We start from the raw sequence: 25,197 nt of genomic DNA on the forward strand, positions 1-25,197 counted from the left end.
TGGACAGGTGCAAGGCGCATGGCGCTGGTTGTCGCGCTTTCGGCGGCTGCCGCGTGCACGCCAGTGTTCCGCAATCACGGCTACGTGCCGACCGAGCAGGACCTGTCGCAGATCGAGGTCGGGCGCTCGACCCGCGAGACGGTCGCCGACACGGTGGGCCGGCCCGGATCGGTCGGCGTGCTGGATGCGGGCGGCTGGTACTACGTGCAAAGCCGCTTCCGGCACTATGGCTACCGCGCCCCGCAGGAGATCGACCGCGAAATCGTGGCGATTTCGTTCAACGACGCGGGCGTGGTCGAGAATGTCGAGCGCTTCGGGCTTGAGGATGGCCGCGTGGTGGCCCTGTCGCGTCGCGTGACCGACAGCAACATCAAGGGCATCACCTTCCTGCGTCAGCTCTTCGGCAACCTCGGGCGTATCTCGGCGGCGGACCTCGAGAACTGATCGCGGCAAGGACGCCGATCCCGCGGTAACGATTCCGATGTGAAACCGCCCTCCACGTCATGCGGGGGGAGGCGGGGCCCGGCTGCGGGCTACGGAATGGGCAGCCGGGGTCATCAAGTCGGGGGGGGGCGATCTGCGGTTCGCAGGCGCGGTCCAGTCACCGCCCGCGCCACAGGTGTAGGGAAGAGATCATTCGCCGCGCAGGCGGCGCGCGACCCCGTGGGGGGGCGGGCGGCACGGCGCTGCCACGCCGCCGCCCGGCCGTCCGGCGATCAGGCCGCCGAGCCGTCGAGCCCGTCCTGGCCTTCGCCCTCGCTCTCCGACTGGAAATCCAGCGCGACGCCGTTCAGGCAGTAGCGCAGGCCGGTGGGTTCGGGCCCGTCGGGAAAGACGTGGCCCAGGTGCGCGTCGCAGCGTTTGCAGTGCACCTCGGTGCGGCGCATGAACCAGCTGCGATCTTCGGTTTCGCCCACGAGGTCGGGGTTGGCCGGCTGCCAGAAGGATGGCCACCCCGTGCCGCTGTCGAACTTGTGCGCCGAATCGAACAGGGCCGCGCCGCAGCAGGTGCAGCGGAAAAGGCCCGGCTCCTTCGGGAAGTCATCATGGGTAAAGGCGCGTTCGGTGCCGTGCTTGCGCGTCACCTTGTAGGCGAGACTGGAGAGCTCGCTTTGCCATTCGGCGTCGGACTTGACGACCTTGTCCATATCGGGGCCTCCTTGCGGGGTAGTTGTTGCGGGGCGCGCTGATGCGAATTCCATCCCTATCTAGGCGCTCGGACCGCAACGCCAAGCCCGCCGCCGGCGCGCGCGGCCGCCGATGCCCGGCCTGAGCCGCGGCCGCTACGTCGCCCGGCAGGTCCGCGGCGCCCTGGTCCCGGCGTGGCCCGCTGTGGGCGCGGGGGACGCGGGGGGCGGGCCCCGAATGGCCGTTCTGGACACCGCCACCGCCGGCACTGCGGGCGGCGAGCCGATCCCCGGGGCAGACGCTGGCGCGGACAGGGGGGCAGAGCCTGAAGCAGGCCCGGTCCCCGACGACGTCGCAGTCACGGGGGCCGACATCGCCGCGGCCCAGCGGCTGCGTCATCTGGTCTTTGTCGAGCGTGGCGGCGCCGTGGCCCGGGACGACGGGCGCGAGCGCGACGCCTTCGACGCGCGGTGCCTGCATGTCCTGATCGAGGACCGTGCCTCGGGCGCGCTGGTATGCTGTTTCCGCCTGCTGCCGCTGGCCCGTGGCGGGGAGATCGGGCGCAGCTACGCGGCGCAGTTCTACGACCTGTCGGGCCTTGCCGCCTTTGGCGGGCCGATGGTCGAGATGGGGCGCTTCTGCCTTCATCCCGACTGGCACGACCCCGATATCCTGCGCGTCGCCTGGGCCGAGGTGACGCGGATCGTCGATGCCATGGGGGTCGAGATGCTGTTCGGCTGCTCGTCGTTCCGGGGCACAGATGCCGCCGCCTATGCGGATGCGTTCGAGATGCTGCGCCGCCGGCACCTGGCGCCGGACCCCTGGCGACCCCGGGTCAAGGCACCGCAGATCATCCACTTTGCCCCCGGCGGGCGGCCCGCGCCCGACGGCCCCAAGCCCGACGGCCCCACGCCCGACCGCCCCGCGCCCGACCGCCATGCGCCTGACCGCCGCCGCGCGCTCTTGTCGATGCCGCCGCTGCTTAGGACCTACCTGGCGATGGGGGGCTGGGTGTCGGATCATGCCGTGGTCGACACCCGGATGAACACCCTGCACGTCTTCACCGGGGTCGAGATTTCCGCCATCCCGCCCGCCCGTGCCCGGGCGCTGCGCGCGGTGGCAGGCTGAGACGGTCCCCCCGGTCGCCGTCCCTTGCTGGTGCGGCAGGGCGTTCTGGTGCGCGGCGGGCGCGGTAAGGGGCAGGCGCGCAATCTCGGGATCGGCCCGGGGCTCGTGACGCGTCTGCGAGCCACCCCATGGGGGGGCGCCCGTGCTGCTGGGACGGCAGACACGGGGCGCGCTCTCCCACGCTCTCCCGCGCGCGTTCCCCCGCGTCTCCGCCTTCGCTGTGACCATCCGGCCCCCACCTCCGGCACTCAGGACCGACCGCAGGGCCACCCATCTCGGCGCGTCGGCGGAGCAAGGGGCATTGACGTTGCGCGGGGGGCGGCATAGCTCGCGCCCATGGCACGCGCACCCCTCCTTCAGCTCTCCGACATCTCGCTCACCTTCGGCGGGGATCCCGTCTTCGACGGCCTCGATGCCGTCGTGCAAGAGGGGGACAGGATGGCGCTGGTCGGCCGCAACGGCTCGGGCAAGTCCACCCTGATGAAGGTGATGGCCGGTCTGGTCGAACCGGACCGCGGCGCGCGCTCTGTCCCCAGCGGCGTGCGCGCGGGCTACATGGAGCAAGAGCCCGAGATGGCGGGCTTTGCCACGCTGGGCGACTTCGCGACCTCGGGCCTTGATATCGGCGAGGAATACCGCGTCGAGATGGCCGCCGAGGGGCTGGCCTTCGATCCCGCCCGCGCGGTCGAAACCGCCTCGGGCGGCGAGCGGCGGCGCGCGGCGCTGGCCAAGCTGCTGGCCGAGGCGCCGGAGCTCATGCTGCTGGACGAGCCGACCAACCACCTCGACATCCGGGCCATCGCCTGGCTGGAGGATCAGCTGAAATCCAGCCGCGCCGCCTTTGTCGTGATCTCGCACGACCGCGCGTTCCTGCGGGCGCTGACCCGCGGCACGCTGTGGATCGACCGGGGTGCGGTGCGACGTCAGGAGGCCGGGTTCGACGCCTTCGAGGACTGGCGCGACAAGGTCTGGGAAGAAGAGGACGTGGCGCGCCACAAGCTTGACCGCAAGATCAAGGCCGAGGCCCGCTGGGCCGTCGAGGGCATCAGTGCCCGGCGCAAGCGCAACCAGGGCCGGGTGCGCGCGCTGGCCGACCTGCGGGCCGAACGCTCGTCGATGATCCGCCGCGCGGGCACCGCCGACATGGCGCTGGAGGCCGGCCCCAAGAGCGGCAAGAAGGTGATCGAGGCGCGCGGCATCGCCAAGAGCTTCGGCGACCGCGAGATCCTGGCGCCCTTCGACCTGCGCGTGGCGCGTGGCGACCGGGTGGCCTTTGTCGGCCCCAACGGCGCGGGCAAGACCACGCTTCTCAAGATGCTGACGGGCGAAATCGCGCCCGACGCGGGCGAGGTGTCGCTGGGCACCAACCTCGACATCGCCGTCTTCGACCAGAACCGCGCGGCGCTGGACCCGGACATGAGCCTTTGGGAAAGCCTGACCGGCGATGTTGATATGCGCGTCTCGGGCCAGGCCGACCAGGTGATGGTGCGCGGCCAGCCGCGCCACGTGGTCGGATACCTCAAGGATTTCCTGTTCACCGACGCGCAGGCGCGGGCGCCGGTCCGGTCGCTGTCGGGCGGCGAAAAGGCGCGGCTGCTGCTGGCCAAGATCATGGCCCGCGAATCGAACCTCCTCGTGCTCGACGAACCGACCAACGATCTCGACCTCGAAACGCTCGACCTGCTGCAGGATCTGCTGGGCGAGTACGACGGTACCGTGCTGCTGGTCAGCCACGACCGCGATTTCCTCGACCGGGTCGCGACGCTGACCGTGGCGATGGAGGGGGACGGCAAGGCGACCGTCTATGCCGGCGGCTGGACCGATTACCAAAGCCAGCGCCCCGAGGATGCGCCGGAGGTCGCGCCGGCCGGGCAGGTCAGCGCCGGGGGCAAGGGTGGTGGCTCGCAGTCTGAGCCAGCCGCAGCCGCGCCGGCGGCCAAGCCGAAGATGAGCTTTACCGAGCAGCACCGCCTGAAGGCCCTGCCGGACGAGATCGCGCGGATCGAATCCGAGATCGGCAAGCTCGAAACGCTTCTGGCCGATCCCGAGCTCTTTACCCGCGAGCCCGTGAAGTTCCGCAAGGCGACCGAGGCCCTGACCGCCCGGCAGGAGGCGCTGGCCTCGGCCGAGGAGGAATGGCTGACGCTGGAGGAAAAGGCCGGCGGCTAGGCACCGGATGCTGACCCCGGCGCCTTCGGCATGAGAGGGCGCGGGGGCTGCGCGGCACGGACGACGCTGCACGGGCGACGCCCTAGAATGACGGCGCGACGCGGGCAGGGCACATGGGCCGTGCCGGCAAAGGGTGGTACGTGACCCCGATCCCGCGGCCCGTTTCGGGGTTCGGAGGGCGGTAACCGCGACGACGGCGGCCAAAGGGAGCGGAGGCATGGAAATGGACAGCGACGTGCAGATCGCCAGGCTTGTGGCCGCGGATCTGGCCCTGTTCCAGGCGATCCGCCTGGAATCACTGCGGCGCGCGCCCGCGGACTTCGCCAATACCGAGGCCGACTGGACCGCGCTGTCCCGCGACGACTGGCTGGCCCGGCTGAAAACGCCGGTCTTCGCCGCGCTGCGGGGCGGGGATCCGGTGGGCGTCATGGGGCTCTTGCCGCAAACGGGCGAGAAGCGGGCCCATCGCGCCAAGCTCGTCATGGTCTACCTGCGCGACACCGAGCGGGGGCGCGGCTTGGCCGATGCGCTGCTGGCCAGGGTCATGGAGTTCGCTGCCGATACCGGCATTCGCCAGCTCGAACTGTCGGTCAATGCCACCAACGCGCGCGCCGTCCGGTTCTACGAACGGCACGGCTTTGCCACGGTGGGCCGCATTCCCCGGGCGCTGATCGATGCGGGGCGCGATGTCGACGAGCTGATCATGATCCGGGCCGCGCCCTAGCCGGGCGTCGAGCCCGGCGCCGCAGAGCTTCGGCGCCGATCCGCGCCACAGTCCCTCGCCGCAGTCCCATGCCTCTGGCATATGCCCCTATCCGCCGATCCTGTCAGGCAGCCGGAAAGCAGGCAGAGGGGGCGAACCGCCCTCCTGCGCTCCATCCGGCCTCTCGCAACCGGGGGCGGCTTTGGGCCTGCAAGCCGGGCTGCTGCCGGGCGCTCAGGACACCAGCAGGCGGCGGCAGTCGACGCCATAGACGGGCCTGTAGGTCTCGAACCCCAGCGCGGCGTAGTAGGCGATGCCCTCCGCGTTGGTCGCGGCGATGAAGGCTTCGATCGCGGGCACGCCCGCGGTCCGGGCGGCCTCCAGCGTCGCAGCGAAAAGGCGGCGGCCCACGCCGCGGCGGGCGCTTGTGGGGCGGATATGCGTGCCGATGATCCCCCAGCCCGACGGAGTGCCGTAGGGATTGCCCTCGGACGCGCGTCTCAGCGACTGAAACCCCATGACCTCGCCGGCCTCGTCGATGGCGAGCGAACAGCGAATCTCGTCGGGATGCGTGATGTAGTTCGCCCGCGCGAAGTCGGGATCGCTGGCTTTCTGTCGCTTCCCGGCAGCGACAAGGTCGCGCAGCACAAGGCTTACGGCATCGGCATCGTCCGACGTGGCGGGGCGTATCAGCATGTCCGGGCTCCGGGGTGTGGTGCGGATCCCGGGCGATATCGCATGGCGCGGGCCATCCCGGCAACCGGGGCCAGCCGGGTGCGTCCCACGTGGGGGCGCGGGGCGCGCCGGTCAGTGGACCCCGACCGCAAGGGCACCTGTCGGATACATCTGGCAGGGGCGTTTCGGGGCCGTCAAAGGCGGCCGGTGGCCGACATCATCACCGCGATGGGCCGGGTCGGCGCGACCTCGGCCAGCACCAGCACCAGGCTCGCCGTCATCGGCACCGCCAGGAACGCGCCGGGCAAGCCCCAGAGCGCGCTCCACACCGCGAGGGACAGAAGCACGACGAAGGGGCTGAGGTTGAACGCCCGTCCCATCATTCGCGGTTCGAGATAGGCGCCCACCACGATCTGCGCCGCGCTGAGCGCCACCAGCACCAGCACCGCCATGCCCAGCGATCCGAACTGCGCCAGCGCCAGAAGGACCGGCGCCACCACGCCAGCCAGCGACCCAAGATAGGGGATGTAGTTGAAGAACCCGATCAGCACCGCCCAGAACAGCGCGAACTCGATCCCGATAAGCAGCATCAGCGCATAGGACGCGACGGCGAGGATCACGTTCACGGTCGTCTTGACGAAGAGATAGCCGCCGATCCGGTCGTTGATCCGCATCAGCAGCGACAGCGCGCGGCGGCCATTCTCCTCGCCCCCGGCGGCAATGACCAGCTTGCGCGCCAGCATGCCCCGCTCGGCCATGAAGAACGAGGCGTAGAGCACCACGAGGAACAGGGTCGAGCCCACGCCCTGCAGCGACAGCAGCGCGGGCGCGATCAGCGCGCGGGTGTCGACCTGGTCGAAGGTCGCGCGGCGCAGCGTCTCCCACGTCGGTTCGTTCTCGATCCCCAGCATCGCGGCCACGCGGTTCACGATCAGGTCGAGGTTCGATTCGTAGCGGGGCAGGGCGGCGGCCACCTGTCCGAGGTTGGTCAGCACCAGCACGAACAGAAGTACCACCGCGACGGTAAAGCCCAGCAGGACGAGCGCCCGCCGCCCCCAGGCCGGCAGGTAGCCCAGAAGCGGCACGCGCCGCATCGTTTCGGCCGCCGAGGACAGCACGTAGACCGAGATCAGCGCGGCCAGCACGGGAATCAGGATCGGCCGCCCGATCCAGAGCAGCCAGCCCAGCATCAGGATCAGGGCGATCCCGTAGGTAAGGCGACGGATACGCAAGGAGGCTCCTTTCCCATGGGCGGCGCCCGCGCGGGGCCGATGCGACAGTCTTGCCCCACTCCCGCGGCGCCGCCAATGGGGTCCGGTGCCGCGCCCGGGGGGTGCCTTTGGGGGGCAAGCGGGGGGCCCTGTAGGGCGCCGGGACGGGTCGTCCGGCTCCGCGGGTGGCCGCGGGCCCGGCGCCGCCTCGGGGGCGCTATTCCGGGGGCGCTACTCCGGTGCCTCGGCGTAGATGCCGTTGTAGAACAGAAGTGGCGTGCCCTCGCGCCAGCTGGCCGAGACGACCCGGCCCACGACGATGGCGTGGTCGCCACCCTCGTGCACCGCGTGGGCAGTGCAGTCGAATCGCGCGAGGCAATCCAGAAGCGGCGTGCCGCCGGCACCCTCCCCGACGTCGAAGCCGTCGAAGGTCCGGCCGTCGCGGGCGAAGTTGGCGCAAAGATCGTACTGGTCCGCCGCCATGACGTGGATCGCGAAATGCCGTGCCTCGACGAAGGAGGTGAAGCGCTTCGACGATCGCGCGGGCGACCACAGCACCAGCGGCGGGTCGATCGACAGGCTGGCGAAGCTGTTGGCCGTGATGCCCAAGGGGCCGGTCGCGTCGCGGGTCGTGATCACCGTCACCCCGGTCGCGAAGCGACCTAGCGCCGCGCGGAAATCGCGGGCGGTGTCGGGGCCGGGCGTGATGCTTTTGTCCATGCGCTCTCTGTTCTCTGCCATCAGGGCACCTCGTTTCCGAGGGCTCGGGTATAGAGGTCGAACCACGTCTGGCGGTCGATCTCCACCGAAAACGCGGCGGCCATCTCGGCGATCCGCTCGGGGCGTGTGCTGCCGATCACCGGCAATATGCCCGCCGGGTGCGCCAGAAGCCAGCCAAGCGCCACCGCCGCGGGCGTGACGCCGCGGTGCCGCGCCAGGGTGTCCAGGGCCGCGCGCAGCCGCGGCGGCGCCGTTTCCCCCAGAAGCGCCCCGCCGCCCAGCGGGGACCACGCCATCGGCAGAAGTCGCCGTTCGTGCAGAAAGGCTAGGTCGCCGTTGGTCAGCGCCCCCGGCGTGGCAAGGCCAAGCTCGATCTGGTTGGCGCAAAGCGGCACCTGCATCCGCGATTGCAGCAGCGTCAGGTCGTGCGGCCGGAAATTCGACACGCCGACCGCCGCGACCTTGCCCTGCGCCACCAGCCGGTCCAGCGCGGCGCCCGTCGCGTCGGGGTCGAGGAAGGGATCGGGCCGGTGGATCAGCAGAAGGTCGATCCGCTCGATCCCCATCAGCCGCAGCGATGCCTCGACGCTGCGCGCGATGTGGTCGGGCGAGGTGTCGTAGTGCTTCAGCCGCGCGGCGGCATGGCGGCCCATCGGCGCGACGATGCCGCACTTGGTGACGATCTCGACCCGGTCGCGAAGCTCCGGCGCCTGCGCGAGGGCCGCGCCCAGCAGCTCTTCGCTGCGATAGCCGCCATAGATATCGGCCTGGTCCAGCGTGGTGATCCCGTGATCGAGACAGGTCCCGATCCGCTTCAGGATGGCCCCGGGCGACGTGTCGCAGGCCTCCGCAAGCCCCGCCATGCCGCAGGCAATACGGCTGAAGCTGAGCCCGGGGGCGACGGATCTGCGGGTGTGGGACATGCAAAACGGGCTTTCTGTCGAACGTTGTCGCGGCGGCGCGGGCGGGCCCGGCCGCGGCCCAGCCTGCCACAGACCGCCACGCCCGAACAGGCCACCCGCGTGCGGGGGGCGGCGCCGGGGGGCGAGGGGAGCGGCCCGGCTGGCTTCGGTCGGCTTCCGTCGGCGGGATGCGGCGGGGACCTGCCGCATCACGGCCCGTGCGTGCCGCGACAGGGCGGACACAAGGCGCGGGGATCGCCTCACGTCACTGGCGCGGCCCCGCGACGCGGCACGGCTGGTCGGGCCGGACGACCGCCCTAGATGACGCCACATGCGCATGATCACATCCCTCCTCGCCGCCGCCGTCCTGGGGCTTTTCGCTTGGATCAGACTCGCCCCCAGCGACCCGCAGGACTGGCACACCGATCCCGCCGACGCCGTTAGCCCCGACGGCAACGGCTGGCTGCTGCGGGCCGAGGGCGGCAACGCCCCGCCGCCGCGTTTCGCGGTGACGCCCGAGGTGCTGCTGAAAGAGGCCGACCGCGTCGCCCGTGGCACGCCACGCACGCGGGTGCTGGCCGGCGGCGTCGGATCGGGACGGATCACCTATGTCACCCGGTCGCTGCTGATGGGTTATCCCGACTATACCACCATCACCGCCCGCGCCGCGCCCGAGGGCGCGTGGCTGCTGGTTCATGCCCGCCAGAGGTTCGGGCAGAAGGACATGGGGGTGAACCGCGCCCGGGTCGAGAATTGGGTGGGGCGGCTGTCGTCTCGCCTGCCGCGCCTGGGCGACTGACGCCCGCGCGGGCGGGGTGCTGCCGGGCCACTGCGACAGGCCTTGGTCGCGCGTCGGCCCCGGCTCCGGCGGCGCTTCCCCAAGGTGCCCTGGCCTAGGGAGCGGCAATCCCGCCCTGCAAAGTACGAGGACCGGATGGACCCGACCCCGCAACAAGACCCCGCAGCGCCGCAGGCGCCGGACCGGCCAGCGCCGCCGCGCGTCTCGGAACGTTTCGTCATCACCGGCGCCGTCGAGGCCGCGGATTTCCCGGGCTGGATCGGGGCCCACGGGCGCAAGCTGGGGCTGGAGCTGGGCCCGATGGAGCGGCAGGGCGCCGCGCTGGCCTTTCGCGCCGCGGGCGCGCCCGAGATGCTCGACGCGCTGGAGATGGGATGCAGCCTCGGGCCGCGCTCGGTGACGGTGCAGCGCGTCGACCGACAGGCCCTGAGCAACGAGGGCCCTGCCGTTGGTTTCAACAGTGCCCGGTAAACGTGCAATCCGACTAATAAGTGATCAAAGTATCGCGTTTCGGAGGGCGCGCCACGGGGCTGTCCGGCGCCTGTTTGACCGGCCTGCGCGCCACCCCTAGGGCTTGCGGCTAACGGTTCCCGGCCTGCGGGGACGCCTGCCCGGAGGTCCGCCAGCCATGCCCGATCCGATCCTTTGGCATCCTGCTGCGCTGTCCCGCGATCTGCCGGCGGCGACGGTGATGCCAACGGCCTGCGGGGATGTCGAGGTCGCGCTGTGGCGCAGCGCAGGGGGGCGGGTCTCGGCGTGGTACGACCGTTGCCCGCACCGCGGCATGCGTCTGTCGCACGGCTTCGTCCGGGGCGAGATGCTCAGCTGCATCTACCACGGCTGGCGCTTCGATACCGAAGCCGTCTGCCGCAAGATCCCGGCCCATCCCGACCTGACGCCGCCCGAAACCATCACCGTACCGCGGTTTCGCGCCGCCGAACGCCACGGCGTGATCTGGATCGCCCCGCGAAGCGATGCAGCAGGTCAGGGGCAGGAGGCCGGCCAAGGCCAGGGACGTGGGCAGGGCCGGGGGACGCTGGACGACGGCGATCCGGCGCCGGACGCCTTGCCGCCACTGCCGGGGGACCTCGGGCCGCTGCGCAGCCTGCAGGTCGCGCGCGACGGGGCCGCGGTCGCCGATGCCCTGGGCGGCTGGCACGCCCGGGTGGCGGGGGGCGTTCACGTGCTGGTGCAGGCCCTTCCCGGGGGGCACGCGGCGCTGCATAGTCTGATCGACCCCGAAGGCGACGCGATCGCCGCCAGCCGCCGGCTGGAGGCGCTGCGCCGCGATCTGGAAAGCGAGGCTGCCGCATGACCGACCCCAAGACCGACCCCATGAAGGATCAATGGCTTCCCGTCTCGATGTCGGCCGACCTGGGTCCCGCGCGCCGCGACACCGTGGTGATGGGCGTCCCGGTGACGATCTGGCGTGCCTCCGACGGCACCGCCCGGGCCGAGGCCGAGGGGCGGACGCTCGCGGTCACCGAGGATTACGACCACCTGTGGATCTGCCTCGGTACCCCGGCGCTGCCGCTCTTCGACATTCCCGAGGCGCGCCAGCCCGGGCGCCGCTTCGTGCCCTGCGGCCGGGTGCGGGTGGCCTGCTCGCCGCTGCGCGCGATCGAGAACTTTCTCGACATCGCGCATTTCCCCTTCGTCCATACCGATATCCTGGGGGCCGAGCCGCAGACCGAGGTGACGCGCTACAAGGTCGACCTGCGCGAGAACGACACCGAGGTCTGGGCGACGAAGGTCGAATTCTACCAGCCGCAGGCCTCGAAATCGGCCACCGGCGGGGTGCTGACCGAGTATTCCTACCGCGTGCCCGCGCCCACCGTGTCGGTGCTCTACAAGACCTGTCCGCCGCGGCCGGGCGAACGGGACGTGATCGCGATCTTCGTGCAGCCCGTGTCGGAAACGGTCTGCGACGTCTGGCCGTGGATGGCGCTGTTCGACGATGAAAGCGCGCAGGCCGACCTGGTGGGCTTTCAGCAGATGATCTTCGTGCAGGACCGCTCGATCCTGGAAAACCAGGTACCGGCGCTCCTGCCGCTGGACCCGGGCCGGGAGATCCCGACACGCGCCGACCTGACCTCGGTCGCCTATCGCCGCTATCTCAAGGCGCACGGCTTCACCTATGGCGCGGAACTGGTGCCGGCATGATCCTGCACGACTGGATCCTGTCGCCCAACTGCTACAAGGTGCGGCTGCTGGCGGCGCTGACCGGCCAGCCGCTGACGCTGCGCGCGGTGAACGTGCATCCCGGCCGCGACCACCTGTCCGACAGCTACCTTGCGCTGAACCCCGCAGGCACCTTGCCGATCCTCGAGGACGGCGATCTGGTGCTGGGCGACAGTGCTGCGATCCTGACGCTGCTGGGCGCGCGGGCCGGGGCGGGCTGGTCCGGGCAGACGCCCGAGGACACGGCGCGCATCGCGGGCTGGCTGGCCTTTGCGCAGGACCTGTCGGGCAGCGCCGGTCAGGCCCGGGCCATCGACATGATCGGCGCGCCGGGGTCGCTGCCCGAGGCACAGGCGCGGGGCCGCGCGCATCTGCGGCGGCTTGAACAGGCGCTGGCCGAGCGCGCGCTTGCGGGCGGTACCTTCCTTGTCGGCGAAACGCCCAGCATCGCCGACATCGCCTGTTTCCCGCACGTGATGCTGGCGCCCGACGGCGGCCTGTCGCTGGCGCCCTATCCGGCGATCCGGCTCTGGTCGCGGGCCGTGCGCGCGCTGCCGGGGTTCATCGAGATGCCCGGGATCCACCGCCTGCACGAGCTGTCCCCCGAGCCCGAGATGGAGACCGAACTGAGATGAGCGTGCTGTTCCGCGGCTGCGACGCCGTCGTCACCAGCGCCGACGCGCCCGTCCTGCGCGACGTCGACCTGCTGACCGAGGGCAACCGCATCGCGGCCATCGGGGCGGACCTTGCCGCGCCCGAGGGCGCCCGGGTGATCGAGGCCGCGGGCCTCGTGCTTTACCCCGGGCTGATCAACACGCACGACCACTTCTTCCAGAGCTTCGTGCGCAACCGGGCCGAGCTTGACTGGACGCGGCTCAGCCTGATCGAGTGGCTCGACACGATCTACCCGATCTTCGCGCGGCTGGATGAGGATTGTTTCTACCATTCCTCGGTGGTGACGATGGCCGAGCTGATCAAGCACGGCTGCACCACCTCCTTCGACCACCAGTATGCCTTTCCCGACCACGCGGGCCCGCGGCTGGTCGACCGGCAGATCGAGGCGGCGGGCCTTCTGGGCATGCGTTTCGTCGCGGGGCGGGGCGGCAACACCCTGCCCAAGTCGCAGGGCAGCACCATCCCGGACGCGCTGTGCGAAACCACCGACGGCTTCATCGCCGACTGCGCGCGGCTGATCGACACCTATCATCAGCCCGATCCCTTCGCGATGGTGCAGGTGGCCGTCGCGCCCTGCCAGCCGGTCAACTGCTGGCGCGAGACGTTCGAACAGTCCGTGGCGCTGGCCCGGTCGACCGGCGTGCGCCTGCACACCCACGCGGGCGAGGGCGAAAGCCCGGTGATCGCGGCGCGCCACGGGATGCGCACGATCGATTACCTCGAAGAGATCGGCTTTGCCGGTGAGGACACGTGGCTCGCGCATTGCTGGGAGCTGACGCGCGGCGAGCTGGGGCAGCTGGCCGCCAGCGGCACCGGCGTCGCGCACTGCCCCGAGCCCGTCTACCTGGTCGGGGCCGAGGTCACCGACATCCCCGCGATGGAGGCCCTGGGCCTGCGGATCGGGCTGGGCGCGGACGGCGCGGCCTCGAACGACAACTCGAACCTGATGCACTGCCTGCATTCGGGCTACATGCTACAATGCCTCGTCGCGCGGGACCGCGCCGACCCGGTGCCGCGGCCCGCCGCCTTCCTGCGCTACGCCACCGAAGGCGGCGCCGATCTTCTGGGCCGGCCCGAGCTGGGGCGACTGGCGCCGGGGCAGGCCGCCGACCTTTTCGCCGTCGACATGCGGGGGCTCGACTTCGTCGGCACCCGCCACGACCCGGTGTCGCTGCCCGCCAAGGTGGGGCTGGGCGCGCCGGTCGACCTGACCATGATCGACGGCCGCGTCGTCTGGGCAAACGGGGAGTTCCCCGGCCTCGACGAACGCGATCTGGCCCACGCGGCCGAGACCGCCATGACCCGCGCCCTGGGCGCCTGACCGACAGGAGACGACCCCATGACCCATACCAGACGCGCCTTTCTGGGCACCGCCTCGGCGGCGGGCCTTGCCGCCGCACTGCCGCTGCGCGCCTCGGCGCAGGATGCGCTGCAAATTGCGCTGATGGTGCCGTCGCCCGCCGCCGATGTCGGCTGGTCGCGCACCCTGCTCGACGGGACCGAGGCCGCGGCCGGGGCCGTGGGGGGCGAGGTGACGTTCCTCGAAAGCATCTCGGAAGGGCCCGACGCCGACCGCATCATGCAACGCGCCGTGTCGAACGGCGCCCGCTTCGTGATCCTGGGCTCCTTCGGCTACATGAACGGCGGCCTGCAACTGGCGCGCCGCTTCCCCGACGTGTCGATCCTGCACGCCTCGGGCTACCAGACCGCGCCCAACTTCTCGCCCTTCGCGGCAAAGTACTACCAGGGCACCTACCTGATGGGCATGGCCGCCGCGGCGCTGTCGACCTCGGGCAAGATCGGCTCGGTATCGGCCTTCGCGATCCCCGAGCTCATCACCTCGATCAACGCCTTCGTGCTGGGCGCGCAGGCGGTGAACCCCGAAATCGAATGCTCGGTCGTCTGGGTGAACTCGTGGTTCGACCCCGCGTCCGAGCGTGAAGCCGCGCAGGCGTTGATCAGCCAGGGCTGTGACGTGCTGTTCTCGAACGCGCAGGACACGCCGTCGGTGATCTCGGTCGCAGAAGAGGCGGGCGTCTATGCCTTCAACCTGAACTCGCCGATGAAATCCTACGCGCCCGAAAAATACCTCGGTGTCGTGGGCACCGACTGGGCGCCGTTCTTCACCGCGCAGGCGCAGGCCCATGTCGACGGCAGCTTCGAGGGGGCGAACCACTACCTCGGGATGGAGGACGAGGTCGTCTACGTCTCGGACTGGACACCCGACATTCCCGCCGACATCAAGACCCGCATCGACCAGACGCAGGCCGAGATCGTCAGCGGCGCGTTCAACCCGATGACCGGACCGCTGACCGACCAGTCGGGCACAGTTCGGGTCGAGGACGGCGTGACGATGACGCGGGACGAGATCCAGGCGATGGACTGGCACGTCGCGGGCGTCACCACACCGCTGCCGAACTGAGCGCGTGACGCCGGGCGCGACATCGGGTCCGGCCTCCGGACAGCCGGAGGCCGGACATCCCGAGCCCCCCCGGCAGGGGTCACAGCCTGAACCGGGCTGCGACGTTCCCCTGCTGCGTCTGCGCGGGGTCAGCAAAAGCTATGGGGCGGTGCAGGCCAACCGCGGCGTCGACCTGACGGTGATGCCCGGGTCGATCCACGCCATCCTGGGCGAGAACGGCGCCGGCAAGTCGACCCTGATGAAGATGATCTACGGGGTCGAGGCGCCGGACGCGGGCCAGATCGAATGGAACGGCGCGCCTGTCGCGCTGACCTCTCCGTCCGAGGCCGGGCGTCTGGGCATCGGCATGGTGTTCCAGCACTTTTCCCTGTTCGACACCCTGACCGTGCTGGAAAACGTGGCGCTGGTGGTCCCCGGCTCTCCGCGCAGGCTCGCCGCCCGGATCGCGACCCTGGGGCGGGACTACGGGTTGCAGGTGGACGCCACGGAATACGTGGGCGCGCTGTCTGTCGGCGAACGCCAGCGGGTCGAGATCCTGCGCTGCCTGATGCAGGATCCCAGGCTCCTGATCCTCGACGAACCCACCGCCGTCCTGCCGCCGCAGATGGTGACGCGGCTGTTTTCGACTCTGCGCGTGCTGCGCGACCGGGGGGTGTCGATCCTCTTCATCTCGCACAAGCTGGACGAGATCCGCGAGCTTTGCGATGCCGCCACCGTGCTGCGCGACGGGCAGGTGACCGGCCATGCCGACCCGCGCGACACCGACACCCGCAGCCTGACGCGGATGATGATCGGGCGCGACCTGCCGCCCGCGTTGCCTGCCGAACCGGGCGGGGCCGAGGGCGCGGTGCAGCTGCAGCTGTCGCAGCTCGACTGGACCAACCCCGACCCCTATGCGCCCGACCTGCGCGGGATCGACCTGAAGCTGCGCGGGCACGAGATCGTGGGGATCGCCGGGATTTCCGGCAATGGCCAGTCCGAGCTTTGCGCGCTGATCTCGGGCGAAACCCGGCTGCCCACCCGCGCGGCGGGCGCCATCGCGCTGCGCGGCCAGTCGGTGGGCGCCATGGGCGCGGCGGGCCGCCGGGCGCTGGGGCTGGCCTACGTGCCCGAGGAACGCCTGGGCCACGGCGCGGTCCCCGAGATGACCCTGTGGCAGAACGCGCTGCTGACCGCGCAGTCCCGCGGCCTGACGCGCCGCGGCATGGTCGACCGTCGCGCCGCGCTGCGCTTTGCGCAGGACTGCATCGCGGGCTTCGACGTGCGCACCGCGGGGCCCGAGGCCGAGGCTGGATCGCTGTCCGGCGGCAACCTGCAGAAATTCGTGGTGGGGCGCGAGATCATGCTGGCGCCCTCGGTCCTGCTGGTCGAGCAGCCGACCTGGGGCGTCGACGTCGCCGCCGCAGCCGAGATCCGCCGCCGTCTGATCGAGATGCGCAACGCGGGCTGCGCGATCCTCGTGATCTCGGAAGAGCTCGACGAGCTGTTCGAGATCTGCGACCGGCTGCATGTCCTGCACGACGGGCGTCTGTCGCCATCGCTCGTGACTGCGCGGACCACGCCCGAAGAGGTCGGCGAATGGATGATCGGTGCCGGACGGCCCGACGCCGCACCGGCGGGGAAGGGCGGCGGGACGGGCCCGGCCCGGCCCGGGTCCTCGGGCACCAACGCGGATCGCCCCGATACCGCGCGTCCAGATTCTGCACGTCCCGCCCCCTCGCACCCCGACCGCTCAGATCCCGCCGCCGAAGGCCCCGGGGCGGGTGCTGCATCCGAAGGATCCGACCATGCGGTTTGAGCTGATCCGACGCGACCGCGCGTCGCTGGAGATGGCGCTGATGGCGCCGGTGCTTGCCCTGCTTGCAGCCGGTCTGGTGTCTTGGGCGCTTTTCGCGGCGATGGGCGTACCCGCGGGCCGCGCCCTCTGGACCATCGCGGCGACGCCATTTTCCACCTGGTACGACTTTTCCGAGGTGCTGGTGAAGACCGCGCCGCTGTTGCTGATCGCGCAGGGGCTGGCCATCGGCTTTCGCGCGCGGGTCTTCAACATCGGCGCCGAGGGGCAGCTGCTGATCGGCGCGATCTGCGCCTCGGCAATCCCGGTGCTGCTGCCCTCGGCCGGCTCGCCGCTGCTGTGGGTCGCGATGATGGCGCTGGGCATGGTCGGCGGCGCCGCCTGGGCGGCGATCGCGGCGTTCTGGCGCACGCGGCTCAACGCCAACGAGATCCTCGTGACGCTGATGCTGTCGCTTATCGCCGCGCAGATCCTGACCTATTTGCTGCTGGGCCCGTGGAAGGACCCGATGGGAATGAATTTCCCGCAGACCCGCATGTTCCAGCCCGGCGCGCTGCTGCCCGGCCTCCTGCCGGGAACGCGGGTCAACCTGTCACTGCTCTTCGGGGTCGCGGCGACGATCGCCGCCTATGTCTTCATGCAGCGCAGCGTGACGGGCTTTCGCCTGATCGTCACTGGCACCGCGCCGCGGGCGGCGGGCTATGCCGGGGTTTCCGCCGCGCGGGGCGTCTGGCTGTCGTTGCTGATCTCGGGCGCCGCCGCGGGTCTGGCCGGGGCGGCCGAGGTCGCGGGCCCGCTGGGACAACTGCAACGCTCGATCTCGCAGGGCTACGGCTTCGCCGCGATCATCGTGGCCTACCTGGGCGGGCTGCACCCGGTGGGGATCGCCGTGTCGTCGCTGGTGATGTCGGCGATCTACATCGGCGGCGACAACGCCATGGTCTTTGCCGACCTGCCGCAATCGGCGGTGCTGGTGGTGCAGGGGCTCTTGCTGACCTTTTACCTGATCGCGGCGACCTTCGTCCGCTACCGCATCGCCTGGACCGGGACCGCCCGCGCATGAGCCCCCTGGAATTCATCCTCGCCGGAACGCTGGCCGCGGCGACGCCGCTGATGCTGGCCGCGCTGGGCGAACTGGTGGTCGAACGCTCGGGCGTGCTGAACCTCGGGGTCGAGGGGATGATGGCGCTGGGCGCGGCGGTGGCCTTCATCGTGGCCTACCAGACGGGCGGCCACGGCCTGGCCTTCGTGGCGGGTGCCGGGGCGGGGATGGCCGCGGCGCTGGTCTTTGCCGTGCCGGTGCTGGGCTTCCGCGCGAACCAGGTGGCGGCGGGGCTTGCGCTGGGGATCCTCGCGGGCGGGCTGTCGGCGATGGTGGGGCGCCCTTACGAAAGCCTCACCATCCGCAGCCTGCCCAAACTCGACATTCCCGTCCTGTCGGACCTGCCATATGTCGGCGGCGTGCTGACGCAGGACATCGCGGTCTGGGCGACGCTGGCGATGGCCGTCGCCATGGCGTGGGTGTTCCGGTCCACGCGGCTGGGCTGGCGCATCCGCGCGGTGGGCGAGAACCCCCATGCCGCCCGCGCCATCGGCACCCCGGTGCTGCGGCTGCGGCTGGCCTGCATCGCCTTCGGCGGGGCGCTGGCGGGGATGGGCGGGGCCTATGCCGCGACCGTCTACACCCCGCTCTGGGCCGACGGGATGATAGCGGGACGCGGCTGGATCGCCGTCGCGCTGGTTGTCTTCGGGACGTGGCGCACGGGCCGCGTGGCGCTGGGCGCGATCCTTTTCGGCGCGCTCTCGATCGGCGAGCTGGTGGTGCAGGCCACGGGCGTGCGCATCCCCTCGCAGGCGCTGGCAGCATTGCCTTACGTCGCCACGATCATCGTGCTGGCGGTGATCTCGTCGAACAGGATGCTGACGCGGCGCCACTCGGTCGCCTCGCTGGGCGAGCCCTTCGATCCCTGACCCCCTTCGCCGCGGCCCCCGCGCCGCGGCGTCCGGCGTGCGGGGGTCTTGACCCGGACCCCAAGCTCGGGGACAGAACGTGGCATGGTACCCCTCGACAGTCTGTCCCGCATCACCGAACGCTTTGAATACGTGCAGGCGCGCATGTCCGTGCCCGGCGCCGACGTGGCCGCGCTTGGCCGCGAATACGCCGAGCTGCGCCCGGTGGTCGAGGAGATCGAGGGCTATCGCAGCCTGCTTGCCGATATCGAGGGCGCCGAGGCGATGCTGGACGACCCCGAGATGCACGACCTGGCCGAGGAAGAGATCGCCGCCGCCCGCGCCCGCCTGCCGGGGGTCGAGGACCGTCTGCGCCGGGCGCTTCTGCCCAAGGACGCCGCCGACGCGCGGCCCGCGATCCTGGAGATCCGCCCCGGCACCGGCGGAGAGGAGGCGGCGCTGTTCGCGGCGGACCTGCAGCGGATGTACCAGCGCCACGCCGAGGCGATGGGCTGGCGATTCGAGATCATCGAGATGCAGGAGACCGAGCTTGGCGGCCTGCGCGAACTGGTCGCCAACGTGCAGGGCGAAGGCGTCTTCGCCCGGCTGAAATACGAATCCGGCGTGCACCGGGTCCAACGGGTGCCCGCGACCGAATCGGGCGGGCGCATCCATACCTCGGCGGCGACGGTCGCGGTCCTGCCCGAGGCGCAGGAGGTCGACCTGCAGATCGACCCCGGCGACCTGCGCATCGACACGATGCGGGCCAGCGGGGCCGGGGGGCAGCACGTCAACACCACCGACAGCGCCGTGCGCATCACCCACGTGCCCACCGGCATCGTCGTCACCAGTTCGGAGAAGTCCCAGCACCGCAACCGCGAGATCGCGATGCAGGTGCTGCGGGCCCGGCTCTTCGACGCCGAGCGGCGGCGCGCCGCCGACGAACGCTCGGCCGCGCGCAAAAGCCAGGTGGGTTCGGGCGACCGATCGGAACGCATCCGCACCTACAACTTTCCGCAGGGGCGGATGACCGATCACCGCATCAACCTGACGCTCTACAAGCTCGATGCGATCCTCGCCGGCGACCTCTCCGAGGTGCTGGACGCGCTGGTCGAACATGACCAGGCCGCCCGTCTGGCCGAGATCGAGGGATGACCGCCCAACGCCTGGGCGAGCTGCTGCGCGCGGGCGCGGCGCGGCTGGAGCACGCGGGTGTGCCCGGCGCCGCGCGTGACGCGCGGGCGCTTCTGGCGCATAGCCTTGGCCTGGCCCCGGATCGGTTGTCGCTGATGCACGCCGACCCGGTGCCCGAGGACGCCGCCCGGCGGTTCGATGCTGCCCTGGCGGCGCGTGTGGCCGGGCGCCCGGTGTCGCGCATCCTCGGGCGGCGGGCGTTCTGGCGGCACGAGTTCCGCGTTACCGACGCCGTGCTCGACCCGCGCCCCGAGACCGAGACGCTGGTGGCTCGCGCGCTCGACGCGCCGGTGGAGCGGGTGCTCGACCTCGGGACAGGGTCGGGCTGCATTCTTCTGTCGGTTCTGGCCGACAGGCCTCAGGCCACCGGGCTTGGCACCGACCTGTCCGACGCCGCCCTGTCCGTCGCGCGCGACAACGCAAAGCGGCTGGGGCTGGACACCCGGGCGTCATTCCTGTGCGCCGACTGGTTCGCGGGCGTCACCGGGCGGTTCGACACGATCCTTTCGAACCCGCCCTACATCGCCGCGCAGGAGATGCCGGGCCTCGCCCCCGAGGTGCGCGACCACGATCCCCGCGGCGCGCTGACCCCGGGCGGCGACGGGCTGGAGCCCTATCGCCTGATCGCGGCGGGGGCGTCGGCGCACCTGTCCCCCGGCGGGCGCCTGCTGGTCGAGATCGGCGCCACGCAGGGCGCGGAGGTGGCCGCGATCTTCGGTGCGGCCGGGTTGCTTCAGGTGACGGTGTATCCCGATCTGGACGGCCGCGACCGTGTCGTGGCGGCGCGCTGCGACGTCCGCGCCGACTCTCGCCCTGACGCAGAATGACCGGTCCGACCGGTCCTGCGGGCGGAAATGACGCCGGGATCGGCAGAAAATGCCGGCTTTTCGACGGCTTTTTCAGTTTGCCCTTGTCAACTCGGCCCCTGCGTGTTTTGTCGGTAGCTGAGCGGCGGGATGCGCTACCCGCGTCCCCGCTCGCATGATAGCCCAGAATGTCGCGACCGACCGGTAGGCACCTATTTGGTGCGCACAGCAGGGCAAACCGGATCGGCACTGCCAGAACAAGGCTGGAATCCAAAGTAATATGAGATCGTCTAAGTCACGTTCGCGGTCGAAGTCGAACCGCAACCGTCCCTCGGGCAACATTGTAAACCGGGTTTTCGACAGCTCGGGGCCCGAGGGCAAGGTGCGCGGCACGCCGCAACAGATTATCGAGAAGTATAATCAGCTCGCCCGCGACGCCCAGTTGTCGAACGACAGGGTGGCGGCCGAGAACTTCCAACAGCATGCCGAGCACTACCTGCGAATGCTGAGCGAGGCGCAGCGCGAACAGGAGCAGCGCCGCGAACAGCATGACAACCGGCAGGGCAATGCCTCCGGCAACGGCCAGCAGGGTCAGGGCAACGACCGCAATGCCGATCGCCAGTCGGGCAACGACGGGCGCGGCAATGACGGGCGCCAGAACGATGGCCGCCAGAACGAGGGGCGCAACGACGGTCGCGAGGTCGAGGCCCGGTCCGACAGTCGCGATGGCGACCAGAGGTCCGAGGGCGATCGCGCCGCCCCGTCGCATGACGGTGGTCAGAAGGACGGCGGCCAGAAAGACGGCGGCCAGAAGGATGGTGGCCGGGCCGATACCCGCGGCGACGATGCGCCGCAGAAGCCCGCTCGCCGGTCGCGCAGCCGCAAATCCGCGCCGCAGGAGTCCGCTGAGACCCCGCGCGACGACGTGATCGATGTCGAGGGCGGCAGTGGCACTGACAGCGGCCTGGTCGAGACGCCCGAAAGCAAGGCTGAAAAGCCGCGCCGCGCCCCGCGCGCCCGCAAGCCCAAGGCGACCCCGCCTGAGGGCGGAGACAAGGGCAGCCCGGAGGGCAGCCCCGCGGATGAGGGCGGCGCCGGCGGGCCCGGCGAAGGATCGGCGGAAGCAGCCGAGTGATTTCGAAAGGCAGCCGGTCTTATGATCGGCTGCCTTTTTCTTGCGATCCGCAGGGTGTCGTCCGCGGTGCCATCGCCTGGGTCACTACGCCGAGCCCGCGACCGCGACCGGCCTTTTGCAATTTCAGAAAGACTGCGGTGCCGTGACCGGGGCGATGCCGATGCCGGCAGGCCGGAGCGGGGCGTAGGCTGCGCCTGTCCCGCCCGCAATCCGCCAAGAGCATTGGCCAAGGGGGTACGGAGGCCGGATATCGGGTTGGGGCCCGCGCCGATCAAGCCGCCCCGAAGCCGTCGGTCCGTGTGCCGGCCCGGCACCCGCTTGCGATACCGACGCGTCGGACGACTCGCCCGGATCCGGCTGCGGTCAAATCCCCTCGGCCGCGACGGCGCGGGCGAGGGCGCAGAATTGCTCCAGCGTCACCTCTTCGGCGCGCTGCGTCGGTTTGATGCCCGCCGACTCAAGGCACGCCTCCAGCCGGGGACCGAGCGGTTTCAACGCGGCGCGCAGCATCTTGCGGCGCTGGTTGAAGGCCATCGCGACAACACGGCTCAGCACCGCGCCGTCGGCGGGATAGCGCGGCGTGTCCCGGCGGGTCAGGTGCACCACGGACGAGCGGACCTTGGGCGGCGGGGTGAAGGCCTCGGGCGGAAGCTCCATCACGATGCGGGGATCGGCGCGCCACTGCGACAGGATGGCGAGACGTCCGTAGGCCTTCGACCCCGGCTCGGCCACGATGCGCTGCGCGACCTCGCGCTGGAACATCAGCGTCAGGCTGTCCCAGAAGGGCGGCCAGTGGCCGGGATCCAGCCAACGGGTCAGAAGCTCGGTCCCCACGTTGTAGGGCAGGTTCGCCACGACGCGGATCGGTGGGGCGAGATGCGCGGTGACGTCGAGCGCGAGCGCATCCGCATTGATGACCTCGAGCCGACCGGGATAGGCCGCGGCGATCTCGGACAGGGGCGCCATGCAGCGGGCGTCCTTTTCCACCGCCAGCACCCGGCGCGCGCCTTCGGCCAGCAGGCCGCGGGTCAGGCCGCCGGGGCCGGGCCCGACCTCGAGCACGTCCGAGCCGGTGAGGTCGCCCGCCCGCCGCGCGATCTTGGCGGTCAGGTTGAGGTCGAGGAGGAAGTTCTGCCCCAGCGCCTTTCGGGCCGAAAGACCGTGCGTGGCGATCACCTCGCGCAGTGGCGGCAGGTCGTCGATGGCACTCATGCGACGCGCGGCCGGGGCCGTCGGGCCCCTGCGGCGCCCGGCACGGCGCCGGCGCGGGGCAGGGCCTTCCGGCAGCCCGGCGCGGCTGCGGTAGAGGCAAAGGCAGAGGCGGGGCCCTGGCGTGTCACGCCGGTCCCCGGGCCGCGGCCATGCGGTCGGCCATCCGCAGTGCCGCGATCAGCGAGGCGGGGTCGGCCCGGCCCTGGCCCGCGATGTCGAAGGCGGTGCCGTGATCGGGCGAGGTGCGGATGAAGGGCAGGCCCAGCGTCACGTTGACCCCGCCCGCGAAATCCAGCGTCTTGATCGGGATCAGCGCCTGATCGTGGTACATCGCCACCGCCGCGTCATAGCCGCGTCGGGCGGCGGCGTGGAACATCGTGTCGGCGGACATCGGGCCCATCAGTGCCAGCCCCTCGGCCCGCAAAGCCGCGATCACGGGGGCGATCGTCTCGATCTCTTCGCGGCCCATCACGCCGCCTTCGCCCGCGTGCGGGTTCAGGCCGGCGACCGCGATGCGCGGGCTTTCGATCCCGAAATCGCGGATCAGCGCGGCGTGGGTGATCCGCAGCGTGTCGAACAGAAGCTGACGGGTGAGCGCCGCGGGAACCTCGGACAGGCCGATATGGATGGTGGCGGGCACCACCTTGAGCAGGTCCGAGGCCAGCATCATCACCACCCGGTCGACGCCCGCCAGCGCGGCGAGGTATTCGGTATGGCCGGGATGCGGAAAGGCGGCGCCGTCCTTCAGCGCCTTCTTGTGGATCGGCGCGGTGGTCAGCGCCGACGCCTCGCCCCGGCGCACCAGCTGCACGCCGCGGGCGATGACATCGATCACCGATTGCGCATTGGCCGGATCGGGCGCGCCGGCGGGGGCGGGCGCGGGAAACGCGTGCGGCAGCACCGGCAGGCCCGAGGTCGCGGCGCGCAGCGCCTCGTCGGGCCGGGCGATCTGCGACACCGGCGTGCCGGGGGGCAGGTGGGCGGGGTCGCCGATCCAGAAGAACGGCAGCCGCGCGCCGAGCTCGGCCCAGGCCTTGGCGGCGATCTCGGGCCCGATGCCCGAGGGGTCGCCGCAGGTCAGGGCGATGGGGGCGGCGGGCATCAGTAGTACCTGATGTAGGCGTTGGCACGCAGCTCGGCGACCAGCGCCTCGGCCATGCCCTGCAGCTGCGACGACACCAGTTGCGATCGCACCGCGTCGCGGGTCACGTTTTCGCCCTGCGGAAAGATCCTGCCGCACAGCATCGTCAGCCGCAGCGCCCCGTCTGGTCCGACGCTCAACGTGGTTTCATTGGGGTCGAGCCGGGCAAGCTGCAGCTTCACGTCGTCGGGGATCTGGGCGAAGGGCGTGGGCGGATCGGCGCGTTGCAGCCGCTGCGGCGGCAGGCCTTCGGCGACGCCGTAAAGATCGCCGCAGGTGTCGACCCGCGCGGCCAGCCGGCGCCCCTCGGCCAGCGCCTCGGGGCCCTGTCCCGCGGCGACGGTGAAGACGGCGTAGTCCACGGCCTTGGGCGTCGGCGCCGCCTGGCCCGTGTCGTCGATGTCGCGCAGCTGGAACAGCGCCAGCGCGTTGGGCAGCGGAAACGGCCCGGCGACCGTGCCTTCGGTGCTCTGCAGCAGGGCCTGCGCGATCGGGGGCGGCAGGTTCGACAGCTCGAGCCAGTCGATCTGCCCGCCCTTCTCGCGCGAGGGCGAGGCTGAGTAGCGCCGCGCGGCGTCCGAGAACGCCGCCTGGCTGTCGAGCGTGACGATCTCGCCCACCAGCTGTTCGGACCGAGCGGCATTGCGCGCGTTGTTGGCCGGCAGGATGATCTCCGAGACCAGAACCCGCACGCCCGCGGCGGGGTCGCGCGCCAGCCGGGTCAGTGCCTTGTCGACGTCGCTGTCGCTGATGTCGGCGCGGGGGCGGAAGCGTTCGCGCACGTATTCGCGCCACAAAAGGCCCGCGGTGACGAAATCGCGCAGCGATTCCCGCTCGACCCCGGCCTGCGCTAGCGCGGCGAGGAAGTCTTCGCGGCCGAGGTTGGCGCGCTGCGCGAACTCCTCCTCGCCGGCAAGGATCTGCTCTTCGGTGACGGTGATGCCCACGCGCTCGGCCTCGCGGGTCTGCAGGCGTTCGTCGATCAGCGCCTCAAGCGCGCCCTCTTGCGGGTCGCCGGGATTGCGGAAGAGTTTCAGCATCTTCGCGCGCTGGTCCAGTTCCCAGCGGGTGATGACGCGGTCGTCGACCTCGGCCACCGGGGCGAACATGCCCTGCGCCTGCGCCGGTGTGGCGATGCCCAGGGGCCCCGCGCCGAAGGGCACGCCCGACAGGGCCGCCGCGACCGCCGCGGCCCCGATGATCCGTCCGAAGTTCCGCCCGACGTCCCGCTTGCCGCTTTCCCGCTTCATC

Annotated in this window: 25 protein-coding genes; 17 read left to right on the forward strand and 8 right to left on the reverse strand. The window is 71.1% G+C overall.

Annotated features, from left to right (window positions below):
- Nucleotides 1–18 precede the first annotated feature (18 nt).
- On the forward strand, nucleotides 19–444 hold the full coding sequence (locus EKE94_RS08490) for an outer membrane protein assembly factor BamE (protein WP_127906146.1): 426 nt from the start codon (nucleotides 19–21) through the stop codon (nucleotides 442–444).
- A gap of 272 nt (nucleotides 445–716) precedes the next feature.
- Here the strand turns inward: EKE94_RS08490 and msrB are convergent, their stop codons facing one another.
- Nucleotides 717–1,148, reverse strand: a complete 432-nt coding sequence (gene msrB / locus EKE94_RS08495) for a peptide-methionine (R)-S-oxide reductase MsrB (protein WP_127906147.1) — start codon at nucleotides 1,146–1,148, stop codon at nucleotides 717–719.
- A 217-nt stretch (nucleotides 1,149–1,365) separates the two neighbouring features.
- On the opposite strand from msrB, the gene EKE94_RS08500 reads away from it, so the two are divergent.
- The 3 genes from EKE94_RS08500 (at nucleotide 1,366) to EKE94_RS08510 (ending at nucleotide 5,149) form a co-directional block, all read left to right on the forward strand.
- A complete protein-coding gene (locus EKE94_RS08500; RefSeq protein WP_127906148.1) occupies nucleotides 1,366–2,256 on the forward strand; it encodes a GNAT family N-acetyltransferase in 891 nt (296 codons plus the stop codon).
- Nucleotides 2,257–2,592: 336 nt separating this feature from the next.
- Nucleotides 2,593–4,425: an ABC-F family ATP-binding cassette domain-containing protein gene (locus EKE94_RS08505; protein WP_127906149.1), complete on the forward strand. Its 1,833-nt coding sequence runs from the start codon at nucleotides 2,593–2,595 to the stop codon at nucleotides 4,423–4,425.
- A gap of 217 nt (nucleotides 4,426–4,642) precedes the next feature.
- A complete protein-coding gene (locus EKE94_RS08510; protein ID WP_235855942.1) occupies nucleotides 4,643–5,149 on the forward strand; it encodes a GNAT family N-acetyltransferase in 507 nt (168 codons plus the stop codon).
- Between the two features lie 213 nt (nucleotides 5,150–5,362).
- Here the strand turns inward: EKE94_RS08510 and EKE94_RS08515 are convergent, their stop codons facing one another.
- The 4 genes from EKE94_RS08515 to EKE94_RS08530 form a co-directional block, all read right to left on the reverse strand.
- On the reverse strand, nucleotides 5,363–5,824 hold the full coding sequence (locus EKE94_RS08515; RefSeq protein WP_127906150.1) for a GNAT family N-acetyltransferase: 462 nt from the start codon (nucleotides 5,822–5,824) through the stop codon (nucleotides 5,363–5,365).
- 173 nt (nucleotides 5,825–5,997) lie between these two features.
- Nucleotides 5,998–7,035 carry an AI-2E family transporter gene (locus EKE94_RS08520; protein ID WP_127906151.1) on the reverse strand — a complete coding sequence of 346 codons (1,038 nt, stop codon included), beginning with the start codon at nucleotides 7,033–7,035 and terminating at the stop codon, nucleotides 5,998–6,000.
- Nucleotides 7,036–7,245: 210 nt separating this feature from the next.
- Complete coding sequence (locus EKE94_RS08525) at nucleotides 7,246–7,734, reverse strand: flavin reductase family protein (RefSeq protein WP_127906152.1); 489 nt, start codon at nucleotides 7,732–7,734, stop codon at nucleotides 7,246–7,248.
- A gap of 20 nt (nucleotides 7,735–7,754) precedes the next feature.
- Nucleotides 7,755–8,657 carry an aldo/keto reductase gene (locus EKE94_RS08530; RefSeq protein WP_127906153.1) on the reverse strand — a complete coding sequence of 301 codons (903 nt, stop codon included), beginning with the start codon at nucleotides 8,655–8,657 and terminating at the stop codon, nucleotides 7,755–7,757.
- A 310-nt stretch (nucleotides 8,658–8,967) separates the two neighbouring features.
- On the opposite strand from EKE94_RS08530, the gene EKE94_RS08535 reads away from it, so the two are divergent.
- From EKE94_RS08535 to EKE94_RS08595, 13 genes are all read left to right on the forward strand, one after another.
- Entirely contained in the window at nucleotides 8,968–9,435 is a 468-nt protein-coding gene (locus EKE94_RS08535) for a DUF1499 domain-containing protein (protein ID WP_127906154.1), read from the forward strand.
- 135 nt (nucleotides 9,436–9,570) lie between these two features.
- Nucleotides 9,571–9,906 (forward strand): acylphosphatase, encoded by a 336-nt coding sequence (locus EKE94_RS08540; RefSeq protein WP_127906155.1) that lies wholly within the window; start codon nucleotides 9,571–9,573, stop codon nucleotides 9,904–9,906.
- A 157-nt stretch (nucleotides 9,907–10,063) separates the two neighbouring features.
- Nucleotides 10,064–10,750: a Rieske (2Fe-2S) protein gene (locus EKE94_RS08545; RefSeq protein WP_127906156.1), complete on the forward strand. Its 687-nt coding sequence runs from the start codon at nucleotides 10,064–10,066 to the stop codon at nucleotides 10,748–10,750.
- Nucleotides 10,747–11,598 (forward strand): aromatic ring-hydroxylating oxygenase subunit alpha, encoded by an 852-nt coding sequence (locus tag EKE94_RS08550; protein ID WP_206615033.1) that lies wholly within the window; start codon nucleotides 10,747–10,749, stop codon nucleotides 11,596–11,598. The genes EKE94_RS08545 and EKE94_RS08550 overlap by 4 nt, the downstream gene beginning before the upstream one ends.
- Entirely contained in the window at nucleotides 11,595–12,251 is a 657-nt protein-coding gene (locus EKE94_RS08555) for a glutathione S-transferase family protein (protein WP_127906157.1), read from the forward strand. Before EKE94_RS08550 ends, EKE94_RS08555 begins: the two co-directional genes overlap by 4 nt.
- Nucleotides 12,248–13,612 carry an amidohydrolase gene (locus EKE94_RS08560; protein ID WP_127906158.1) on the forward strand — a complete coding sequence of 455 codons (1,365 nt, stop codon included), beginning with the start codon at nucleotides 12,248–12,250 and terminating at the stop codon, nucleotides 13,610–13,612. The genes EKE94_RS08555 and EKE94_RS08560 overlap by 4 nt, the downstream gene beginning before the upstream one ends.
- 18 nt (nucleotides 13,613–13,630) lie before the next feature.
- A complete protein-coding gene (locus tag EKE94_RS08565; RefSeq protein WP_127906159.1) occupies nucleotides 13,631–14,713 on the forward strand; it encodes a BMP family ABC transporter substrate-binding protein in 1,083 nt (360 codons plus the stop codon).
- Nucleotides 14,714–14,861: 148 nt separating this feature from the next.
- Nucleotides 14,862–16,511 (forward strand): ABC transporter ATP-binding protein, encoded by a 1,650-nt coding sequence (locus EKE94_RS08570; RefSeq protein ID WP_235855944.1) that lies wholly within the window; start codon nucleotides 14,862–14,864, stop codon nucleotides 16,509–16,511.
- A complete protein-coding gene (locus EKE94_RS08575) occupies nucleotides 16,501–17,571 on the forward strand; it encodes an ABC transporter permease (RefSeq protein WP_127906160.1) in 1,071 nt (356 codons plus the stop codon). Before EKE94_RS08570 ends, EKE94_RS08575 begins: the two co-directional genes overlap by 11 nt.
- Entirely contained in the window at nucleotides 17,568–18,479 is a 912-nt protein-coding gene (locus EKE94_RS08580) for an ABC transporter permease (protein WP_127906161.1), read from the forward strand. The genes EKE94_RS08575 and EKE94_RS08580 overlap by 4 nt, the downstream gene beginning before the upstream one ends.
- A gap of 84 nt (nucleotides 18,480–18,563) precedes the next feature.
- Entirely contained in the window at nucleotides 18,564–19,613 is a 1,050-nt protein-coding gene (gene prfA, locus EKE94_RS08585; RefSeq protein ID WP_127906162.1) for a peptide chain release factor 1, read from the forward strand.
- Nucleotides 19,610–20,479: a peptide chain release factor N(5)-glutamine methyltransferase gene (gene prmC, locus EKE94_RS08590; protein ID WP_127906163.1), complete on the forward strand. Its 870-nt coding sequence runs from the start codon at nucleotides 19,610–19,612 to the stop codon at nucleotides 20,477–20,479. The genes prfA and prmC overlap by 4 nt, the downstream gene beginning before the upstream one ends.
- 259 nt (nucleotides 20,480–20,738) lie before the next feature.
- Nucleotides 20,739–21,593 (forward strand): DUF4167 domain-containing protein, encoded by an 855-nt coding sequence (locus EKE94_RS08595; RefSeq protein WP_127906164.1) that lies wholly within the window; start codon nucleotides 20,739–20,741, stop codon nucleotides 21,591–21,593.
- A gap of 363 nt (nucleotides 21,594–21,956) precedes the next feature.
- On the opposite strand, the gene rsmA is transcribed toward EKE94_RS08595, so the two are convergent.
- The 3 genes from rsmA to EKE94_RS08610 form a co-directional block, all read right to left on the reverse strand.
- Nucleotides 21,957–22,805 (reverse strand): 16S rRNA (adenine(1518)-N(6)/adenine(1519)-N(6))-dimethyltransferase RsmA, encoded by an 849-nt coding sequence (rsmA, locus tag EKE94_RS08600; protein ID WP_127906165.1) that lies wholly within the window; start codon nucleotides 22,803–22,805, stop codon nucleotides 21,957–21,959.
- Nucleotides 22,806–22,929: 124 nt separating this feature from the next.
- On the reverse strand, nucleotides 22,930–23,907 hold the full coding sequence (pdxA, locus tag EKE94_RS08605) for a 4-hydroxythreonine-4-phosphate dehydrogenase PdxA (protein WP_127906166.1): 978 nt from the start codon (nucleotides 23,905–23,907) through the stop codon (nucleotides 22,930–22,932).
- Nucleotides 23,907–25,196 carry a peptidylprolyl isomerase gene (locus EKE94_RS08610; protein WP_164870863.1) on the reverse strand — a complete coding sequence of 430 codons (1,290 nt, stop codon included), beginning with the start codon at nucleotides 25,194–25,196 and terminating at the stop codon, nucleotides 23,907–23,909. The genes pdxA and EKE94_RS08610 overlap by 1 nt, the downstream gene beginning before the upstream one ends.
- Nucleotide 25,197: the final 1 nt, after the last annotated feature.

The sequence above is a fragment of the Mesobaculum littorinae genome (genome assembly GCF_004011175.1).
Lineage (GTDB): Bacteria > Pseudomonadota > Alphaproteobacteria > Rhodobacterales > Rhodobacteraceae > Tranquillimonas > Tranquillimonas littorinae.

Coding starts and splice junctions, on each gene's coding strand:
- EKE94_RS08490 (WP_127906146.1), top strand. CDS start 19: ATGGCGCTGGTTGTCGCGCTTTCGGCGGCTGCCGCGTGCACGCCAGTG.
- msrB (WP_127906147.1), bottom strand. CDS start 1,148: ATGGACAAGGTCGTCAAGTCCGACGCCGAATGGCAAAGCGAGCTCTCC.
- EKE94_RS08500 (WP_127906148.1), top strand. CDS start 1,366: ATGGCCGTTCTGGACACCGCCACCGCCGGCACTGCGGGCGGCGAGCCG.
- EKE94_RS08505 (WP_127906149.1), top strand. CDS start 2,593: ATGGCACGCGCACCCCTCCTTCAGCTCTCCGACATCTCGCTCACCTTC.
- EKE94_RS08510 (WP_235855942.1), top strand. CDS start 4,643: ATGGAAATGGACAGCGACGTGCAGATCGCCAGGCTTGTGGCCGCGGAT.
- EKE94_RS08515 (WP_127906150.1), bottom strand. CDS start 5,824: ATGCTGATACGCCCCGCCACGTCGGACGATGCCGATGCCGTAAGCCTT.
- EKE94_RS08525 (WP_127906152.1), bottom strand. CDS start 7,734: ATGGACAAAAGCATCACGCCCGGCCCCGACACCGCCCGCGATTTCCGC.
- EKE94_RS08530 (WP_127906153.1), bottom strand. CDS start 8,657: ATGTCCCACACCCGCAGATCCGTCGCCCCCGGGCTCAGCTTCAGCCGT.
- EKE94_RS08535 (WP_127906154.1), top strand. CDS start 8,968: ATGCGCATGATCACATCCCTCCTCGCCGCCGCCGTCCTGGGGCTTTTC.
- EKE94_RS08540 (WP_127906155.1), top strand. CDS start 9,571: ATGGACCCGACCCCGCAACAAGACCCCGCAGCGCCGCAGGCGCCGGAC.
- EKE94_RS08545 (WP_127906156.1), top strand. CDS start 10,064: ATGCCCGATCCGATCCTTTGGCATCCTGCTGCGCTGTCCCGCGATCTG.
- EKE94_RS08550 (WP_206615033.1), top strand. CDS start 10,747: ATGACCGACCCCAAGACCGACCCCATGAAGGATCAATGGCTTCCCGTC.
- EKE94_RS08555 (WP_127906157.1), top strand. CDS start 11,595: ATGATCCTGCACGACTGGATCCTGTCGCCCAACTGCTACAAGGTGCGG.
- EKE94_RS08560 (WP_127906158.1), top strand. CDS start 12,248: ATGAGCGTGCTGTTCCGCGGCTGCGACGCCGTCGTCACCAGCGCCGAC.
- EKE94_RS08565 (WP_127906159.1), top strand. CDS start 13,631: ATGACCCATACCAGACGCGCCTTTCTGGGCACCGCCTCGGCGGCGGGC.
- EKE94_RS08575 (WP_127906160.1), top strand. CDS start 16,501: ATGCGGTTTGAGCTGATCCGACGCGACCGCGCGTCGCTGGAGATGGCG.
- EKE94_RS08580 (WP_127906161.1), top strand. CDS start 17,568: ATGAGCCCCCTGGAATTCATCCTCGCCGGAACGCTGGCCGCGGCGACG.
- prfA (WP_127906162.1), top strand. CDS start 18,564: ATGGTACCCCTCGACAGTCTGTCCCGCATCACCGAACGCTTTGAATAC.
- prmC (WP_127906163.1), top strand. CDS start 19,610: ATGACCGCCCAACGCCTGGGCGAGCTGCTGCGCGCGGGCGCGGCGCGG.
- EKE94_RS08595 (WP_127906164.1), top strand. CDS start 20,739: ATGAGATCGTCTAAGTCACGTTCGCGGTCGAAGTCGAACCGCAACCGT.
- rsmA (WP_127906165.1), bottom strand. CDS start 22,805: ATGAGTGCCATCGACGACCTGCCGCCACTGCGCGAGGTGATCGCCACG.
- pdxA (WP_127906166.1), bottom strand. CDS start 23,907: ATGCCCGCCGCCCCCATCGCCCTGACCTGCGGCGACCCCTCGGGCATC.
- EKE94_RS08610 (WP_164870863.1), bottom strand. CDS start 25,196: ATGAAGCGGGAAAGCGGCAAGCGGGACGTCGGGCGGAACTTCGGACGG.